Origin of the sequence: Pseudoalteromonas sp. 2CM36K (assembly GCF_023161865.1) — a bacterium.
GTDB lineage: Bacteria > Pseudomonadota > Gammaproteobacteria > Enterobacterales > Alteromonadaceae > Pseudoalteromonas > Pseudoalteromonas tetraodonis.
The window spans coordinates 152,672-171,887 of sequence record NZ_JALNTK010000001.1 but is presented as its reverse complement, the minus strand read 5'-3'; the positions used below and the strand labels follow the sequence as shown (position 1 = coordinate 171,887).

18 protein-coding genes are annotated in these 19,216 nt (G+C 39.9%); 15 read left to right on the top strand and 3 right to left on the bottom strand.

Going from position 1 to position 19,216, the window contains the following annotated elements; translation table 11 throughout:
• Nucleotides 1-131 precede the first annotated feature (131 nt).
• A complete protein-coding gene (locus MTN97_RS00780) occupies nucleotides 132-1,004 on the bottom strand; it encodes a mechanosensitive ion channel family protein (RefSeq protein ID WP_013464439.1) in 873 nt (290 codons plus the stop codon).
• 340 nt (nucleotides 1,005-1,344) lie between these two features.
• On the opposite strand from MTN97_RS00780, the gene MTN97_RS00775 reads away from it, so the two are divergent.
• The 4 genes from MTN97_RS00775 to MTN97_RS00760 all read left to right on the top strand — a co-directional run bounded on the left by MTN97_RS00775 (nucleotide 1,345) and on the right by MTN97_RS00760 (nucleotide 6,631).
• A complete protein-coding gene (locus MTN97_RS00775) occupies nucleotides 1,345-3,480 on the top strand; it encodes a M3 family metallopeptidase (protein WP_036983266.1) in 2,136 nt (711 codons plus the stop codon).
• Between the two features lie 105 nt (nucleotides 3,481-3,585).
• Nucleotides 3,586-4,431, top strand: a complete 846-nt coding sequence (locus tag MTN97_RS00770; protein WP_171034721.1) for a carboxylate/amino acid/amine transporter — start codon at nucleotides 3,586-3,588, stop codon at nucleotides 4,429-4,431.
• 68 nt (nucleotides 4,432-4,499) lie between these two features.
• Nucleotides 4,500-5,825: a glycerophosphodiester phosphodiesterase family protein gene (locus tag MTN97_RS00765; RefSeq protein ID WP_248473379.1), complete on the top strand. Its 1,326-nt coding sequence runs from the start codon at nucleotides 4,500-4,502 to the stop codon at nucleotides 5,823-5,825.
• A 71-nt stretch (nucleotides 5,826-5,896) separates the two neighbouring features.
• Nucleotides 5,897-6,631 (top strand): dienelactone hydrolase family protein, encoded by a 735-nt coding sequence (locus tag MTN97_RS00760; RefSeq protein ID WP_033103836.1) that lies wholly within the window; start codon nucleotides 5,897-5,899, stop codon nucleotides 6,629-6,631.
• Nucleotides 6,632-6,637: 6 nt separating this feature from the next.
• Here MTN97_RS00760 and MTN97_RS00755 read toward each other — a convergent pair whose 3' ends face one another.
• Nucleotides 6,638-7,555, bottom strand: coding sequence for a LysR family transcriptional regulator (locus MTN97_RS00755; protein ID WP_033103835.1), 918 nt, complete (start codon nucleotides 7,553-7,555; stop codon nucleotides 6,638-6,640).
• 156 nt (nucleotides 7,556-7,711) lie between these two features.
• On the opposite strand from MTN97_RS00755, the gene MTN97_RS00750 reads away from it, so the two are divergent.
• The 8 genes from MTN97_RS00750 to MTN97_RS00715 all read left to right on the top strand — a co-directional run bounded on the left by MTN97_RS00750 (nucleotide 7,712) and on the right by MTN97_RS00715 (nucleotide 16,058).
• Nucleotides 7,712-8,395, top strand: coding sequence for a type 1 glutamine amidotransferase domain-containing protein (locus tag MTN97_RS00750; protein WP_248473377.1), 684 nt, complete (start codon nucleotides 7,712-7,714; stop codon nucleotides 8,393-8,395).
• Between the two features lie 115 nt (nucleotides 8,396-8,510).
• Complete coding sequence (locus MTN97_RS00745; protein ID WP_033103833.1) at nucleotides 8,511-9,116, top strand: rhomboid family intramembrane serine protease; 606 nt, start codon at nucleotides 8,511-8,513, stop codon at nucleotides 9,114-9,116.
• A gap of 18 nt (nucleotides 9,117-9,134) precedes the next feature.
• The gene (yghU, locus tag MTN97_RS00740; protein ID WP_248473375.1) at nucleotides 9,135-9,977 is read left to right on the top strand and encodes a glutathione-dependent disulfide-bond oxidoreductase; all 843 of its coding nucleotides are present in this window, start codon (nucleotides 9,135-9,137) and stop codon (nucleotides 9,975-9,977) included.
• Nucleotides 9,978-10,307: 330 nt separating this feature from the next.
• Nucleotides 10,308-10,889 (top strand): ABC transporter substrate-binding protein, encoded by a 582-nt coding sequence (locus tag MTN97_RS00735; RefSeq protein ID WP_248473373.1) that lies wholly within the window; start codon nucleotides 10,308-10,310, stop codon nucleotides 10,887-10,889.
• 79 nt (nucleotides 10,890-10,968) lie between these two features.
• Nucleotides 10,969-11,391, top strand: coding sequence for a hypothetical protein (locus tag MTN97_RS00730; protein ID WP_248473371.1), 423 nt, complete (start codon nucleotides 10,969-10,971; stop codon nucleotides 11,389-11,391).
• Complete coding sequence (locus tag MTN97_RS00725; protein ID WP_248473370.1) at nucleotides 11,391-12,035, top strand: hypothetical protein; 645 nt, start codon at nucleotides 11,391-11,393, stop codon at nucleotides 12,033-12,035. The genes MTN97_RS00730 and MTN97_RS00725 overlap by 1 nt, the downstream gene beginning before the upstream one ends.
• Nucleotides 12,014-14,689 carry a PAS domain S-box protein gene (locus tag MTN97_RS00720; RefSeq protein WP_248473368.1) on the top strand — a complete coding sequence of 892 codons (2,676 nt, stop codon included), beginning with the start codon at nucleotides 12,014-12,016 and terminating at the stop codon, nucleotides 14,687-14,689. Before MTN97_RS00725 ends, MTN97_RS00720 begins: the two co-directional genes overlap by 22 nt.
• Before the next feature lie 67 nt (nucleotides 14,690-14,756).
• Nucleotides 14,757-16,058 carry an MFS transporter gene (locus tag MTN97_RS00715; RefSeq protein WP_248473366.1) on the top strand — a complete coding sequence of 434 codons (1,302 nt, stop codon included), beginning with the start codon at nucleotides 14,757-14,759 and terminating at the stop codon, nucleotides 16,056-16,058.
• A gap of 18 nt (nucleotides 16,059-16,076) precedes the next feature.
• Here the strand turns inward: MTN97_RS00715 and MTN97_RS00710 are convergent, their stop codons facing one another.
• Nucleotides 16,077-16,685: a flavin reductase family protein gene (locus MTN97_RS00710; protein ID WP_248473364.1), complete on the bottom strand. Its 609-nt coding sequence runs from the start codon at nucleotides 16,683-16,685 to the stop codon at nucleotides 16,077-16,079.
• A gap of 102 nt (nucleotides 16,686-16,787) precedes the next feature.
• Here MTN97_RS00710 and MTN97_RS00705 point away from each other — a divergent pair, with 102 nt between their 5' ends.
• From MTN97_RS00705 to MTN97_RS00695, 3 genes are all read left to right on the top strand, one after another.
• Nucleotides 16,788-18,296 (top strand): cryptochrome/deoxyribodipyrimidine photo-lyase family protein, encoded by a 1,509-nt coding sequence (locus tag MTN97_RS00705; RefSeq protein WP_248473362.1) that lies wholly within the window; start codon nucleotides 16,788-16,790, stop codon nucleotides 18,294-18,296.
• Nucleotides 18,297-18,298: 2 nt separating this feature from the next.
• Nucleotides 18,299-18,433 (top strand): DUF2256 domain-containing protein, encoded by a 135-nt coding sequence (locus MTN97_RS00700; RefSeq protein WP_076921450.1) that lies wholly within the window; start codon nucleotides 18,299-18,301, stop codon nucleotides 18,431-18,433.
• A 124-nt stretch (nucleotides 18,434-18,557) separates the two neighbouring features.
• Nucleotides 18,558-18,986, top strand: a complete 429-nt coding sequence (locus tag MTN97_RS00695) for an OsmC family protein (RefSeq protein ID WP_076921448.1) — start codon at nucleotides 18,558-18,560, stop codon at nucleotides 18,984-18,986.
• Nucleotides 18,987-19,216 lie beyond the last annotated feature (230 nt).

Here is a 19,216-nt window from a genome sequence, read left to right as displayed (position 1 = left end):
TTTTTAACACTTAAGCGCACTATCCCGACTTTTAGTGTGCTTTTAGCAACTAAACAACCAAAAAGCGGACATATGTCCTCACAATGAATTGTTAAAAAATGTGGCAAAATAACGCGGCACTTTTTTAAATACTACTTTTTCACTAATGAACGTGTGAGTGCAATTTCACCATCAATATGAATATCTCGCTGCGGGAACGCAATAACCACATCGTGTTGTTCAAACACTTCATAAATACTAAAGCGAATATCACTGCGCACTTGTCTTAAGCGAGTTTCAGATTCAGCGCACACCCAAAAAATAGCATTAAAGACCAGCGAGCTGTCGGCAAAGTCATCAAACAACACGGTTGATTGGGGCGTTGTTAATATTGCTTCATGTTCATCTAATACTTGCTGAATTAACTTTTTAACCAGTAATACATCAGAGCCATAAGCTACGCCTACGCTCACGGATGAGCGCGCATTGCCATCAATAAGCGTCCAGTTTGTAACTGTGTTTTCTAATAACTGGCTATTAGGGATCAACATATGCACCCCGTCGTTTCTGCGAATGCGGGTAGAGCGAGTGTTAATAGTTTCAACCACCCCTTTTGCAGTGCCAACTTCTAGAAAATCGCCAATACGGATTGGCCGCTCCCACATTAATATCCAGCCGCTAATAAAGTTATTAATAATATTTTGTGCACCGAACCCCACACCAATGGCAATCGCACCCGATACAAAGGCAAATGCGGTTAGTGGAATGTTGAGCACCTCAAGGGAAGTAAAAAGTAAAATCGCAATACTTAAAATAAAATAAAAACGCGTGAATAAATGCACTGCATCTGGGCTCATTTTTCGAGCAAGTAATGACTTCTTAATCAATTTACCAATACGTGTAACCACAAACCACATAGTAAATAAAATCAGTGGGACTTGAATGACTTTAGCAACCGTAATATGTACGTCGTTATAACTAAACAGCACAAAACCTAGTATGTCGTTAATTTGTTCTATATTCATGATTATTCCATATAAAAATAAGCTAGCAGTTAGTAAATCAGTAAATGCTAATAATTGAGTGAGTCTAGCATGTGGTTAAATTAAATAAGTAACAGTCTGTTTAAAATAATGACGGTAAAACAACCGTGATTGCCTCGTGTCGACATGCTTGCATTGACCTTGGGGTAATTTGGGCTGTGTACTGCTGCTTTTATCTACTAAAGCTGTTTTTGCAATCTAATTTGCGTTTAAATCCTGCTTTAAATAGATAAACTTTGTTGTATATAAGTCAAAATTTGGTAAGTTAACTGTGTTTTCGACTCACTAAGCCTATTTCGGCTATTTTTTCTATGGAGTTATTATGCGTAAAACACTGATTGCCACTACGATTGCTAGTGCACTTTTATTATCTGCCTGCTCTTCTGAGAGCACTAAAGAAACAACACAAGAAACCGCAGCGCAAGTTCAAGACATTAACGCAAGCAATGTATTGTTCAAACCAAGTCCACTTCAATACATGGCACCTGAGTTTGATAAGTTTGGTACGACTGAATACGAAGCCGCATTTGATGCAGGTATTGCACAGCACAATGCAGAAATATTGGCAATTGCCAACAACCCAGCGCCAGCCACTTTTGAAAACACCTTAGTTGAAATGGAGCTGGCAGGCGAGCTACTAAACCGCGCATCAGCTGCGTTTTATAACCTATCAGGCCTTATTTCAAACGATGAATACCAACGTATTGATAAAAAAATGGCGCCAGTTTTCTCGGCTCACTCTGATGACATTTATTTAAATGGTGCATTATTTAAACGTGTACAAACGGTATACGACAATAAAGATAAGTTAAGCGCTGAAGATCAACGCCTAGTCGATTTTTACTACAAACAGTTTGTTAAAGCCGGTGCAAAATTAAACGATGCTGAAAAAGCAAAAATGCGTGAAATCAACGCTGAGCTTGCAAAACTATCAACTGAGTTTTCTCAAAACGTATTAAAATCGTTTAAAGAAGATGTCATTTTAGTAACAGATAAAAGCAAATTAGCGGGTTTATCTGAAGGTGAAATTTCCGGTCTTGCAGCCGCTGCTGAAAAAGCAGGTAAAGATGGTTACATGATCACCTTAGTGAACACCACGCAACAACCTATTTTAGCAAGCCTTGAAAATCGCGAACTACGTGAGCAAATTTTTAAAGCATCAACCAATCGTGCTGCTAAAACAAATGGCCCTATCATTATTAAAGAAACTAACCTGCGCGCACAAAAAGCAGAACTGTTAGGCTTTAAAGATTGGGCTTCTTATGTAATGACTTCACGCATGGCGCAAACTACTGATAACGTGTACGGCATTTTAGATGACTTAGCGCCAAAAGCAGTTGAAAAAGCGAAAGCAGAAGCACAAGCAATTCAAAAAGTAATTAATGATTCGGGTGAAAACTTTGAACTTAAACCATGGGATTGGTCTTTCTACGCAGAAAAAGTACGCGCTGAAAAATACGACCTAGATCCAGCATTGGTTAAGCCTTATTTTGAAATGCAGTCGGTTATCCATAACGGCCTGTTCTTCGCTATGGAAAAACTTTACGGCATTACCTTTAAAGAGCGTAAAGACCTGCCGGTTTACCACGATGATGTAATGGCATTTGAAGTATTTAACGCCGATGGCAGCGCCATTGGTTTATTTTACATGGACCCATATGCACGTGAAGGTAAACGTGGCGGTGCATGGATGAGTGCATACGTAAGCCAAAGCGGCTTAAAAGGCACTAAACCTGTTATTTACAACGCACAAAACATTCCAAAGCCGGCTGAAGGCGAGCCAACGCTCATGACGTTTGATGAAGTATCAACTATGTTCCATGAGTTTGGTCATGCGGCACACGGGTTATTCTCTGACGTTAAATACCCAAGCCTAGCAGGTACTGCAACAGCGCGTGACTTTGTTGAATTTCCATCACAAGCACACGAAGATTGGATGATTGAACCAACGGTACTCGCTAACTACGCTAAACATTACAAAACAGGTGAGCCAATTCCTCAAGCATTACTTGATAAAGTACTTGAGTCGCAAAAGTTCAACCAAGGTTTTGGTACCACTGAATATTTAGCAGCAGCACTATTGGATATGGAATGGCACTCATTTGGTTCTGATAAGAAAATAACTGACGTACAGCAGTTTGAAAGTGACGCATTAAAGGCACATGGTATTGATTACTACCCTGTTCCACCGCGTTATAAATCAAACTACTTTAGCCATACGTTTGCAGGTGGTTACTCAGCGGGTTACTACGCCTACCTGTGGACTGAAGTATTTGCAGCCGATGCCTTTGCTCATATGGAAAACAACGGTGGCTTAACGCGCGAAAATGGCGATAAGTTCCGTAAAGAGATCCTATCAAAAGGTAATAGCCGTGACTTAATGCAAAGCTACATTGAGTTTAGAGGCCAAAAACCAACCACTGACGCCCTGCTTAAGCGCCGTGGTTTAGTTGATTAATATTTTTAAGCAACTGATATAAAAGCCCGCTTGCGGGCTTTTATTGTTTATAGAACAATATATAACAGATAAACTGACACCATTACTTAAGACAAGATGAGTGTTATGGGCTATTTATTTGCAGTTACCCTTCTTTGGGCGTTTTCGTTTAGTTTAATTGGTGTGTACTTAGCAGGCCAAGTTGATGCATGGTTTAGTGTGTTAATTCGTGTTGCTTTAGCAGCGTTAGTATTTTTGCCTTTTTTAAAGAAAATCCCCACCCCGCTTGCGTGTAAACTCATGCTGATAGGCGCACTGCAACTGGGGGTTATGTATGGCTTTTATTACCACTCATTTTTGTTTTTAAGTGTGCCAGAGGTGCTGTTATTTACTGTAATGACCCCGCTTTACATTACGCTTTTAAACGATGCGCTAAATAAACAGTTTAATCCGCAGTTTTTTATCGTTGCGTTTATTGCCGTATTAGGCGCTATTACCATTCGTTATGAAAACTTAGACAATAACTTTTTAGTCGGATTATTACTGGTTCAAGGCGCTAATATTAGTTTTGCCATCGGCCAAGTAACCTACAAACGATTAATGCTTAATAAACAACTCGATGATAAAACCGTATTTGGTTGGTTTTTTATTGGCGCATTAATTGTTGCAAGCGCCTGTTACGCCTTATTTGGCGATCTTAACAAATTACCAAGTACCTCAACTCAATGGGGCATACTTATTTATTTAGGTATTGTGGCCTCTGGTTTAGGCTACTTTATGTGGAATAAAGGCGCGACGCTTGTCAATGTTGGCGCGCTGGCGGTGATGAACAACTTGCTTATTCCTGCCGGTATAATTGTTAATGTGCTTATTTGGAATCGAGACGCTGACCTACTTAGATTAAGCATTGGCGCGGGAGTGATGCTGGTTGCCTTAGTGGTAAACCAAATAATGGCTAAATCAGCAAATTAATCACTCTGTAGTGAAATTGTCATTAATAATTAGTAAGGTAGCGTCCACTTTTATTTTAAGGATAAATAATGAAGCGCATACCTTTTCTAACAACTTTTTTATTATTAAGCTCACTTACTGGCTGTGATGACGATGTAAAAATAGTCGAAAAAGAAGTGGTTGTTACCAACACTGAGGTTGAAATTGTTGAAGTACCTACCCCGGTTATTGTTGAAGTAGCTCAAGGCACTAATGTTCAACTAGGTACTCGCCCAGACTACCTAGTTGACGATATGGCTAGCAGCGCACTAAAAACAAAATTAGAATCGTGCAAGGAAGGTCCTTTTTATCGTACTGATTTTTCAATTGGTCACCGCGGTGCTCCAATGCAATACCCAGAACACACTAAAGAATCTTATATTGCAGCCGCTCGCATGGGAGCAGGTGTTGTCGAATGCGATGTAACCTTTACCAATGATAAAGAGCTAGTATGTCGTCATTCTCAGTGCGACTTGCACACCACCACCAATATTTTAGCCATTCCAACATTGGCTGCTAAATGCAGTGAACCATTTGCCCCAGCAAACTCTAACAGTGGCACGCCTGCTTCAGCTAAATGTTGTACCAGTGATATTAGTTTGGCAGAATTTTTAACCCTTGAGGGCAAGATGGATGGCGCGAACACCAGTGCCACCAATGTTAGCGATTACATGAAAGGTACACCCAGTTGGCGCACTGACTTATACGCCACCTCTGGTACACTCATGACCCACAAACAAAGTATTGCACTCTTTAAAGAGCTGGGAGTAAAAATGACCCCAGAGCTTAAATCCCCTCAAGTAAGTATGCCTTTTAACGGTATGACCCAAACGCAATACGCACAAAAAATGCTGGATGAATACACGCAAATGGATGTACCCGCTTCGCGAGTGTATCCGCAATCATTTAATTTAGCCGACGTAGAATATTGGATTAATACTAATCCTGAATTTGCAGCGCAGAGTGTCTATTTAGATGGGCGCGACAGCAATGCAGGGTTTGATCCAAACAACGCTGTAACATGGCAGCCATCTATGGCAGAGCTCGTAAACGACGGCGTTAAAATTATTGCGCCACCCATATGGATGCTATTAAGCATAGATAACAACAGTAACATTGTCCCCTCACAGTATGCCATTGACGCTAAAGCCGCGGGGCTTAATATCATTGCATGGAGTCTTGAGCGCTCAGGCCCTCTAAATCAAGGTGGCGGTTATTATTATCAGTCAATTAGTGATGTTATAGATAACGATGGCGATATGTTCACTGTGGTTGATGTGTTAGCGCAAGACGTAGGTGTAATGGGTATCTTTTCCGATTGGCCTGCAACCGTAAGCTACTATGCTAGTTGTAATAACATGCCTGCAAGTATTTAAACTTTAAGGCGTGTTTATTTTATCGCGCTCAGTTACCATATATTTTATATATTATTTAACTGAGCACTTTTATGATCATCCAGCACCACCATGCTGACTTGCCTACCCCAACGGGGTTAATGCGCACTACGGTTTATCGCCCACACGCTCACGGGCAATTCCCAGCCATTATTTTTTACTCTGAGATTTTTCAGCAAACCGCGCCTATTGCTCGCAGCGCCGCTATTTTGGCAAGTCATGGTTTTGTGGTACTTGTGCCAGAAGTATTTCATGAGCTTAACCCTATCGGGACAGTGCTTGCTTATGATGACGAAGGTAAAGATAAAGGCAATAACGATAAATGGGCAAAACCGCTTGAATCTCACGACAGCGATACCCAAGCGTTAATCGACTTTGTACAAACACACGATTATTGTACTGGCTCTGTGGGTGCAATGGGTGTTTGTATTGGTGGGCATTTAGCGTATAGGGCCGCATTAAACCCCGCAATAAAAGCTGCTTTTTGCTTATATCCCACTGATATTCATAGCGATACTCTTCCCGCACAAAAAGGGAATAATTCATTTGAACGTATGGCCGATATACAAGGTGAAATCCACTTTATTTGGGGAAAACAAGACCCCCATGTGCCACAACAAGGTCGCGACAAAATTTATCAACAAGCGGTTAGTACGGGTATTAATTACCAATGGCAAGAAGTGAACGCGCAACATGCCTTTATGCGTGATGAAGGCGAGCGGTACGACGCAGCACTTGCTATCACCATGTATCAGCAAGCCGTTGCTTTGTTTAACCGAGTGCTTTAAGCGCTATTATTTAAGCATACCTAATGCGGTATGTTGCTTTACAAAATACGCTTTTAAATAATCAATAAACAAACGCAGTTTTTTAGAACCCGCCGCCCCAGGCGGGAACACCCCATAAAGCTCAATGTCTTTGCTTTTATAATCATCGAGTATAATTTGCAGCAAACCCGCTTGTACTTTTGGCCATGCATCATAAAGTGGAATACGACCAATACCATGCCCCGCCTCTACAAACGCAGTGCGTGCAGCAGCGTTATTGGTGCTTAAACTACCTTGCATTGTAATATCGACCTTTTTGCCTTCTTTTTGTAAGGTCAGCGTTTTACTGCCTAATTGATAAACCACCCACTGATGCTTTGCCAACTCATCGGGTGTGGTGGGTTTACCAAAATGCGCAAAATAATCGGGCGCACCACAAATACAGGTACTCATAGTGGTGAGCTTAGTGGCTTGTAAGTTCGAATCGCGCAGTGCAACCCCTCTAATTGCAAAATCAAACCCGTGCTTAATAATATCCACCACATCATCAGTTAGCTGTAAATCTATATCAATTTTAGGGTACTGACGTTTAAAGGTATTTATTGCCGGTACAATTAACTGCATCCCTACATTTACTGGGCAACTTATTTTTAATAGCCCTTGAGGTTCACTTTTTATATTTTCTATTTGCTGATTAGCGGCATTAGCTTGCTCTGTAATAACACGGCAACGCTCATAATAGGCCATTCCGGCTTCGGTTAACGCCATGGTGCGGGTAGAACGGTTAAGTAGCGTCACTTCAAGCTGTGTTTCTAATTTTTTTAAGTGATAACTCGCTACGGCACGGGTCAGCCCTAATTGTTTTGCCGCTGCAGTTAAGCTGCCCTGCTCTACAATTTGTGCAAATACCACCATACTTTTTAACTGTTCAAACGAGACTTTCATAGGTGCTCCAATGCGGTTTTAACTTCAACCCTCTTATTGTATCAATTATTGAATCAATTAAGTTAAATTTATCATCGTTGTTTAAAGCTCTCTTAGTGCATATAGTGTTTATCAAGCAAGATTAATTAATTTAAATCATCATAAGGAATACCTTACATGGCTAAAAAAATACTAATGGTTCTTACATCACATGCAGAGCTTGGTAACACAGGCGAAAAAACTGGTTTTTGGGTAGAAGAATTTGCAGCCCCTTATTACGCATTTGTTGATGCAGGTATTGAAGTAACATTGGCTTCTCCAAACGGCGGTCAGCCACCGATTGACCCAACCAGTACACTTGCTGATTTTCAAACTGAGGCAACCAAACGTTACGATGCAGACAGTGGTGCACAAACACTGATGGCAAATACTAAAGTTTTAAGCGAAGTAAACTCTTCTGATTATGACGCCGTATTCTACCCTGGTGGTCACGGCCCTTTATGGGATTTAGTCGATAACACCGATTCTGTATCGCTCATTGAAAGCTTTATTAAAGAGCAAAAACCAGTCGCTGGCGTCTGTCATGCAAGTGCGGTATTTTTAAATGCTAAAGACGCTGATGGCAATGCATTAGTCGCCGGTAAAAAAGTAACGGGCTTTACTAACAGCGAAGAAGCTGCTGTACAACTTACTGACATTGTTCCATTTTTAGTTGAAGACGAACTTATCAAAAAAGGTGGCGATTACCAAAAAACCGATGACTGGGGCGTACTTGCTCTAGAAGATGGTTTATTGATCACCGGTCAAAACCCAGCAAGCTCAGAACTTACGGCTAAAAAGCTATTAACTAAACTAGGTTAATAGCAGCCAACAACTCAAATCAGCACAGCATTTTATGCTGTGCTTTTTTAATTGCTTTTCATTACCTTATACAATTCCTATACTGGCAACACTTTAGGTAAATTAGGATCACACTATGGCCACTAAACCAAACACGCTTTCACTTATTACCAGTACCCGCTTTGCTATTTTTAGCATTATTATTATTTGTTTTGTATTGCAGCTTATTAATAGCCTACCTGGCATTAATTTAAACGGTTTAGGTATTTATCCAAGAAGTATTCAAGGGTTGGTTGGTATTCTTTGTGCTCCCTTTTTACACGGTAGCTGGTGGCATTTTGCCAGTAATATGTTGCCATTTGCTGTATTAAGCTGGTTAATTTGCCAGTACAGCGTACAGCGCTTTTATAGTGTATTTATATTCACCGCTTTAGTAGGTGGCTTATTAGTTTGGATGTTTGCCCGCAGTAATATTCATGTGGGTCTAAGCGGTGTCATCTATGGTTTGTGGGGCTTTATTTTATGCTATGGCATTGTAAGGCGTTCATTTAAATCGATTTTCATCGCTGTTATCGTAGCATTTTTATACAGTGGCTTTATCTGGGGCGTATTACCGCAGCGTTTTCATATCTCGTTTGAGAGCCATTTGTTTGGTGCATTAAGTGGATTGTTTTTAGGCTATAAACTAGCAAAAGCAGATAAATTAAAAGATCAGCAAGCAACAACTAAAACACGCGTTTAATAAAGATAGAGGTTATTTATGAGTGAAAACAACGAATACACCCCGCCTAAAGTATGGACATGGGACAGTGAAAGTGGTGGCAAATTTGCTAGTATAAATCGCCCCATTGCAGGCGCTACTCATGACAAAACATTACCGATTGGCGAACATCCATTTCAGCTTTATTCGCTGGCAACACCCAATGGCCAAAAAGTTAGTATTATGTTTGAAGAGCTTTTAGAGCTTGGCTTAACCGATGCCGAATACGATGCGTATTTAATTAATATTGGTGAAGGCGATCAGTTTGGCTCTGACTTTGTTGATATCAACCCGAACTCAAAAATACCCGCGCTGATGGATCATTCAACCACACCGCCAACACGCTTATTTGAGTCAGGTGCTATTTTACAATACTTAGGCGAAAAATTTGATGCCTTTATTCCTAATGATCTCAAAGCCAAAACAGAGTGTCGTAACTGGCTATTTTGGCAAATGGGCTCAGCACCTTACTTAGGCGGTGGGTTTGGCCACTTTTACAGTTATGCACCGAGTAAAATGCAATACCCGATTGACCGCTTTACCATGGAAACTAAGCGCCAGCTTGATGTACTAAACCGCCATTTAAGTGACAATGAATACATGGCAGGCAGTGAATATTCAATTGCCGACATTGCTATTTGGCCGTGGTATGGCTCACTGGTTTTAGGTGACCTATACGACGCGGCAGAGTTTTTAGATGTTGCATCTTATACCCATGTGGTTCGTTGGGCTAAACAAGTGGCTGCACGCCCAGGCGTAAAACGAGGTCGTCGCGTTAATCGTACGTGGGGCCCGGAAGAAGAGCAAATGGCAGAGCGCCACACGGCCCAAGACTTTAAATAAAAGTCAAAAAAGTTCAATAAGCCAGCTGCTTAGCTGGCTTTTTTATGTCCATTAATAAAAAATATGAATCATATTTCAGTTTTATATTTTATAAAAAATTAAATAATTTCCTTTTAAAACAGGAAAACACGCCAAAATGGACTAACTTTATTAAAAATTACTAACATAAAGTTTATTATGCGATCTTTGGTTTGTGTACTCCTCTTAAGTGTACTTTATATTGCAGCATTTCCTTTAAGTGCACGCAGCGAAGATGTAAAAACATTAACGCTCTACCATGACTCAGATTATTCAAACCATTACTAATCGGCCTATGCAATGAAGATGGGGGTGCTGACTGCTTTAGCTGAGATTAATAATAACGTACAAGATTATCAGCTGACACTGATTGAAAAAGACAACCGAGGTAATTCGAATCGCAGCTTATTGCACATGCAGCAGTTTCTAAAAGACCCCAATGCACTGGTTTTTATTGGTGGATTGCACTCCCCGCCCTATATAAAAAACAGAGAGTTCATCAATAAAAACAAACTATTACTACTGCCTTGGGCTGCCGGAGGGTCTATTACGCGCTACCCTAGTGATGATAACTGGGTATTTAGGCTATCGGTAGATGATACAAAAGCCGGTTATAGAATGGCCCAATTTGCAACGCAAACTCTAAATTGCAAAAATCCGCTCTTACTTTTAGAAGACACGCCATGGGGAAAAACAAACAACAACACCATGCTTGAGGCCTTTGGTGATATAAAACCACAAGTAGAATGGTTTAACTGGAACATAAAAATAAATAACGCCAAATTAATGCTGCATCAAATAAAAAATACACCTGCAGAGTGTATTTTATTTGTTGGAAATGCCATTGAGGGGGGCTGTATTTATAAATGCGATGGCAAGTTTTGCCAAAAATGAACGCCTTCCTATTGTTAGTCATTGGGGAATAACGGGTGGGGATTTTTTTGCCAACGTTGAGTAAGCCATAAAATCAAACTTGAGCTTACATTTTATACAAAGCTGTTTTTCATTTTTAAAAACGCCGCAAACCGCTTTAACTAAAAATGTTATAGCACAAAGCTTATCCCTCAAGCCTACCCCTGTAGCACCCACTGAGTTAATTTCTCCGGCTGGATTTATTCATGCCTACGACTTAACAAAACTATTATTACAGGGCATATCACAAATAACTTTAACCGATAATACAGAGCACAACAGAGCAAAAATTAAACATGCACTTGAAAACTTAACCATGCCAGTTAATGGCTTAATAAAACAATACCAACGTCCTTTTGCTGTGTGGTCAGCTAATAATATTGATGCCCACGAAGCACTTGGTTTTGACGATTTATGCATGGCAAATTATCAGCCAGATGGAAAAATACACATTATCGAAAACCCAATAGGCAATGTTGAGTAATGCGAGCATTAATAAATAAAAAATTTAAGCTCTCAACAAATAATGATTTTTATACTTTTTTAGCATTGAGCTTAATATTATCAGTAACTATTTCTTTACTGTTTGTTGGTCATCGTGCAAATACAGCTATCTATGATTTGCAAAGTAAAAGTCTTGAGATTGAATCTAAACTCACCACCAGCTACCTCACACTATTTTTAGAAACAAGAACACAAATTCTTAATGGCTTTGCTCGTCAACCTATTTTATCTAACGCCATAATGGGGTCAGATACCTCGAAAGCGCTACTCCAAGATTACCTTTTTCAATATAAAATAATGGGGAGCACCGAAAAAATAACGATTATAAACGTACTAAAAGAGGTGGTTTTTAGTAACGACCCTTCGCTTAACGAGCTGAGCATAATTGAGCAACCATGGATAAATAGCTTACTTGAAGAGCAAACAGAAAACGCGGTGATATTAAATAAGCCAACCAATACTGACCTATTCACCATTGCGGTGCCTATAAAATATAATAACTTTACTGAGGGCGTGCTTATGGTGCAATTTAATACGCCAATGACCCAGTTACTACCGACCGACTTTGACCGTGAAAGTCATGGACTGACTTTAGCAGGCCCATGGGTTTTTATTCTAATTTAACTCAAGATGACGAGTATGTCAGTATTGGCCAAAACCTCATTGGCAATACAGATATAACATTAAACTACTACATTACTAGCAATTTAATTGCTGCTAAAACTACTCGCTTCATAATCGATATTGCTATATCAATTATTGTAAGTATGGCTTTATCGTCGTTATTCCTGTTTGTATTTGGTCGGCACTTACTACTAAACCCGTTTAAGCTTTTAGAATCCTCAAGAGAAGCTATAAAGCAAAATGAAACGCGTTACGAACTGGCGGTTAAGGGCAGTAATGATGGTATTTGGGATTGGGATATTGTTACAAATGAAGTATATTTTTCTCCCCGTATTAGCGTATTGCTTGGCTACGACGAAAACGATAAAAACGCTTTGCCTCACTGTGCTGATGCACTTTATAAGTTACTTCACCCTGATGATATAACCAAGCATAAAAAGCAAATAGCAAATCACTTAATTAGCAACACTCCCTTCAATTACGATTATAGATTAAAAACTAAATCAGGCGCTTATTGTTATTTTACAGTAAAAGGGATGGCACTGCGCAATGAGCATAATAAAGCAATTAGAATGGCAGGCTCTGTAACTGACATTACTGAGCAAAAACGTTCTCAAAAAGCATTAAAACAAGCAAAAGAGCAAAATGATTTATTAGCGCAGGCAATCGAATCGTGTAATGTGGGTATTTCTATAGCCGATGCGAGTGTGCAAGGCTTTCCTTTAGTCTTTTTAAACTCTGAATTTGAAAAAATAACAGGCTATAGTAAAGAGGAAATGCTAGAAATAAATTGCAGCTTACTTCAAGGGCCAAACACCGATAAGAACGCAATAGATATTATTACTAATGCAATAAAAACATTAAAAACTCAACGTATAGAGATACTAAATTATAAAAAAGATGGCACGGAATTTTGGAATAGCCTACAAATCTCACCTGTTTTTAACGAGCAGCAACAGCTCACTGCTTATGTGGGTATTCAGCAAGATATCACTGAGCAAAAAGCAGCAAATCAATCATTAATTGAAGCAAAAGCGGCGGCTGAGCAGGCTAATATTGCTAAAAGCGAGTTTTTAGCAGCAATGAGTCATGAAATTCGCACGCCTATGAATGGCGTATTAGGCATGCTTAATTTGATTTTAGATAGTTCATTAAATGAAAAACAACATCATCAGGTAAGCATTGCACTCAATAGTGCAAACTCCTTATTAAATATTATTAACGATATTTTAGACTTTTCAAAAGTAGATGCCGGTAAGCTTGAGCTTGAGGAGTTAGAGTTTAACCTTTGTAACATGCTCGACGATTTTATCGAAACAATAGCAATTCATGCTCACAGTAAAAATATTCCGTTAATGCTAGATATAGAGCACCTTGAATACGCTTTTGTCATTGGTGACGCCGGACGCCTCAAACAAATTTTAACAAACTTAGTAAATAATGCGCTTAAATTTACCCATGAAGGCGAAGTGCAAGTTATTGCTAAACTCACACCGATTAACAACAATCAAATGCGTTTTAGCTGCCAAGTAATAGACTCTGGAATTGGTATTTCTGCAGCTCAACAAGCCAAGCTATTTAAATCATTCTCTCAAGTTGACTCTTCAACAACACGAAAATATGGTGGCACGGGCTTAGGCTTAGCGATTGTTAAAAAGTTATGCCACCTAATGGAAGGTGATATACAGGTACAATCTAAAGAAAATAAGGGCAGTAACTTTAATGTTGTTCTAAAACGCAGTAAAAACCCACAAAAAGTATTCCCCACTGTAGATATGTCATCGTTAAATATTTTAATTGTGTGCAGCAATCAAACTCAATCTTCTATTTTACACAAGCAGTTTACTAAATGGGGAGCAACAGCCGTAATCAGCCCACCCGCAAAGCAGGCTGTGAAAACATGTCAACAATATATCGAAAAACAAAACCTCTGCTTTGATTTAATTATGATTGATATGCAGCTAAGTGACGGCGATGCTTTAACCTTAAGTAAAACCCTTGATAAAGAGGTAAATCTTATGGCTGCGCATGTTGTTTTAATGACCACGGGTGAGCTAAATAAACAGCGCGATTTATATCAAGCGTCTCGGTTTTCAGCCATTGTTACAAAGCCCGTAATCACACAAAATCTTTTTAAGATGCTATCGACCTGCTTTAGCGATAAACAGCATAGTAATAGCAGCCTCATTACTGAGGATTTATCTGACACTCAGCCTTTGTCTAGTAATGATATTGTGTGGGACAAAAGTATTCGTATTTTACTGTTTGAAGATAACAACATTAATCAAATCGTCGCCTCTACCACGCTTAAAAAGATAGGAATTAACAGCATTGATATTGCAGAAAATGGCCAACACGCGCTCGAATATTTAAAACAAACAACTTCCCATAACCCGTACTCACTCATTTTAATGGATTGCCAAATGCCGGTGATGGATGGTTACCAAGCCACAACCCATATAAGAGTGAATGAAGCTGGAAGTAAAAACCCTCCGATTACTATTATTGCTATGACAGCAAACGCAATGGTGGGCGATAAAGCTAAGTGCTTACAGGTTGGAATGAACGATTATATTTCTAAGCCTATTGCGCAAGACATATTATTTAAAAAACTCCTAAAATGGTTGCCATATGAGCTTAAAAACAATGGGTAAAGTAGATATGTTAATCATATCATCTTAATATATATAAATATTTGTACTTATACAGCGGTAAAATAGAGTGAAAAAAACAACAAAAGAGCAAATTTATAAACGCTTAAATAACGAAGAAGATGCTCGCGCGTGTAAGGCCATTGACGAAAACGCATGCCAAGAAGTCCCCGGTAATTTTATTACTTTACTGCTAAGCCAACTGTTTAGTAAGTTTGCTGATGCGCTACTCAACCCCAAAATAACGCTGCCGTGGTTAATGCAAAGCTTAAACGTGCCAGCGAGTTTTATTGCTTGGCTAGTACCTATTAGAGAGTCGGGTTCACTACTGCCGCAGTTGGCCATTGCTGGCTTTATCCGCCAATTGCCTATTCGTAAATGGGTGTGGGTTATTGGCGCTATTGTGCAGTCTTTATGTATTTTGGCTATGGTTGGTGTCGCGTTTACACTTGAGGGCAAGCTTGCGGGTTACGCCATTATTGGTTTATTAATTTTATTTAGCTTAGCTAGAGGGTTTAACTCGGTGGCCGCAAAAGATGTGCTTGGAAAAGTTATTCCTAAGCAACAGCGCGGTAATATTAGTGGCTTAGCTGCCAGTATTGCCGGTTTTGCCACCTTAACGTTTGGCTTGCTCATGTGGTTTTTTTCACAACAAAAAGATCAAAACACCGTCATTATAGCCTTAGCACTCGGTGCAATAATGTGGGTGATCGCGGCTTTTTTTTACAGCCAAATAAATGAATATAAGGGGGCAACCGATGGCGGTGAAAATGGCTTGCTGCATGCATTTTCTAAACTTAAGTTGCTTTATAAAGATAAACAATTTGCCCATTTTGTTGTTACCCGTGCGCTACTTTTATGCTCAGCTCTGAGCGCCCCTTTTTATATAGTTTTAGCCAGTAAACAGTCTTTTGAATTTTCTCTGCTTGCCACTTTTATTGCCGTTTCTGGCTTTGCTAGTTTAGTCTCGGCGCCTATTTGGGGCAGGCTCAGTGATTTATCTAGCCAGCGTGTTTTAGTGCTTAGCGCTATATTAGTCACATTTAATGGCTTAGCCGTATTTGTTATTGCCACTTGGTATAGCGCACTACTGCTAAATTGGTGGGTTATGCCTATATTGTATTTTTTACACTCAGTTGCACACCAAGGCGTGCGTTTAGGGCGAAAAACTTACCTTGTTGATATGGCTGAGGGCAATAAACGCACCGATTATGTATCGGTAAGTAACACGGTAATTGGGGTGTTATTACTACTTCTGGGTAGTATAGGTTTACTCGAGGCTTTTTTATCAACCGCTGAGCTAATTTTACTTTACAGCACCCTTGGTTTTTTAGGTGCTATAAGTGCATTCTTTTTACCACAAACCGAATAATAGGTTACTCACATTGCTTTATAACTGTGGGCGCTTTAGTGCAAATTTGTCTTTCGTGGTACTAAAATAATCGCCGCCCATTTTACCCACCGCATCTAAACGCGTTGGATCAATATATCCGTTCACTAAAACGGTGTCGTCGAGGAAAATACCCACCACATCTAACAGCATCATTTGCCCACCGCTTGGCTCATCTGAAATAGTAATCACCTCTCGCAACTTACATTCATAGCGCACTTTTGACGCAGCAACACTTGGTACACTGACTAATTGGCTGGGGGTACGCTGTATATTTGCAGCATCAAATTCACTCACGTCACGTGGATAGTTAGCGCAGCTTTGGTTCATTTTATCAACAAGCGAATGGCTAACAATATTAACTACGCACTCTTTGGTAGCGAGTAAATTATTTAACGTATCTTTATTTGCATTATCGCGAGGGTTTACCTGCGTTACGCTTAAAACCGGCGGGTTACAACTAGCAACAGTAAAAAACGAATAAGGCGCAATATTAGCAACCCCCTCTTCACTTAACGTGCTTACCCACGCAATCGGTCTTGGGCTTATACCGCCCACTAAGTAGCTATAAACAGAGTGATTGCTATTATCGGTTAAATCTAAAAACATGGTTTCTCACTTTTAATCTTAAAAAACTAAATCGGAAAATCGCTACGCTGCGTACAAGTTAAATAATTACTTCATAGCATTTTTAAATAATACATTGAATCCATGCGCATAAAAATAAACATAGTCTGGTTTAAACGTGACTTACGCCTAAGCGATCATCAGCCTTTAAAAAATGCGTTTAGTAACGGCCTGCCTACCCTCTTAATTTATAATTTCGAACCTTTACTACTTGACGATGTGCATTACAACGAGCGGCATTGGCGCTTTGTATATCAATCTATTTGCGACTTAAACACTCAGTTGGCTCGATTTAACAGCCGCGTGTATATATTTAATGAAGATATGCAAACCCTACTTGAATCGCTTCACTCGCAGTTTGAAATCACAAACCTCTTTAGCCACCAAGAAATAGGGCTAAACAACACCTTTGAACGTGACATAGCAATTAAAGCCTGGTGCCAACACCATCATATTAACTGGTTAGAGTCGCCAACGGGGGCTGTGATACGTGGCAAAAGAAATCGCAGTAATTGGAACGAGCGCTGGCAACAAACCATGCAAGCACCTATTGCTATACCTAATTGGAAGCAAATAAAACCACTTACTCTTACTGATTATCAAACACCTATACTGCCGAGCGCCTACACGCAAGATAATGAACATTTTCAGCACGGGGGCCCTCGACTTGCCCGTGAAGTAATGCAAAGCTTTTTTGCTGAACGCGGTAAGGGTTATCAAAAAGGAATATCCAGCCCAAGCTTAAGCCGTAGGCATTGCTCTAGGTTATCGCCCTATTTAGCGTGGGGGAATATCAGCCTGAGGCAAGTGTATCAAATGGCGATTGACGCATACCATAGCACTTCTGCTGATAAAAAAGGGTGGAAGCGCCCACTTGCCGCGTTTGTATCGCGCTTGCATTGGCATTGCCATTTTATGCAAAAGTTTGAAAGCGAATGCACCATGGAATTTAAAGCGCTAAATCCGGGTTACCATGCATTTCCGTATCGTGATGACGCCCAGGTTACTAGCGATATTGAACGCTGGGCACAGGGGCAAACTGGTATTCCTATTATTGATGCCTGCATGCGCTGTTTAAAAGCCACCGGTTATATTAATTTTAGAATGCGCGCTATGCTAGTTAGCTTTGTAACGCATCATTTAAACATTAGCTGGCAACAGGCAAGTTTTCCGCTGGCTAATTACTTTTTAGACTTTGAACCGGGAATTCATTACCCACAAATTCAAATGCAAGCCTCTGTCACCGGTATTAATACCATTCGTCATTACAACCCAATTAAGCAATCGGAGGATCAAGACCCAACCGGTGCGTTTATAAAAAAATGGTGCCCTGAACTTGAAAAGCTCCCCATTGAATATTTACATCAACCTTGGGAGCAAACGCCCATGGAAGCGCTATTTAACGACTTTAAACTAGGTGAAGACTACCCTGAGCCGATGCTTGATTTAACCACCGCCTCAAAAGAAGCCCGCGAACGGCTATGGCAATACCGAGAGCGGCCCGATGTAAAACGTGCTATTCATGCCATACTAAAAAAACATGTAGCCATCACTCCCTCGGTACGTAAATCCAAAAAGCAGTCAGGCAAATAACTATGGCACATAAAAAACTAACCCTACCTGAAAAAATATGCCCTGTGTGTAATAAACCGTTTGCGTGGCGTAAAAAATGGCAACGAGACTGGGATAACGTTATTTATTGTTCTGAGCGATGTAAACGTAGCAAATAGAGATTGGCGTTTATCTTGCAGCCTCCATGTTACTACGTACATTTTTAAGCAATTATCGGATTATTTTACATACAACTGATATCAATGCTGAAAAATTTACATTAATCGCAACAAGGAGAACATGATGACAATTAAAAAAACGGCAAGCTCAAATTGGTCTGGCGATATTAAAAGTGGTAAAGGCACTATATCAACTCAAAGTGGTGCTCTCGATAACCAGCCGTATGGGTTTAATACCCGCTTTGAAGATAAGCCAGGCTCAAACCCAGAGGAGTTAGTGGGTGCAGCACATAGTGCCTGTTTTGGTATGGCTTTATCGCTGGCACTTGGTGAAGCGGGCTTTACCGCTGAGAACATAAACACCGAAGCAGTGGTTAGTTTAAATGAAGTGGATGATGGCTTTGCCGTGACGCACATTGCCCTTGAAGTAAATGCAACCATTGCAGATATTTCAAATGAGCAATTTCAAGCATTGTGCGAACAAACCAAAAAAGGCTGCCCTATCTCAAAATTATTAAATACTGAGATTTCGCTTAACGCCACACTTAAGTAAATACCGAGTGTATTAAGCTAGGCGCAAAGCGCTTAAAGCTCATGAAAAGTAAGGTTATGCGCATGTAAAAAAGCCATAACCTTATTGCTACTTTTTCATTAATCATAGAAATAAAGGCACTGTTTAATCACAGTGAGTTACAAAAAGGTTAAACAAAAACAGTTAAATAGATTATGTAAAATATCAATACTTTGTTAGGATTAAGGGCAGGCTTAACCACACCTTATTTT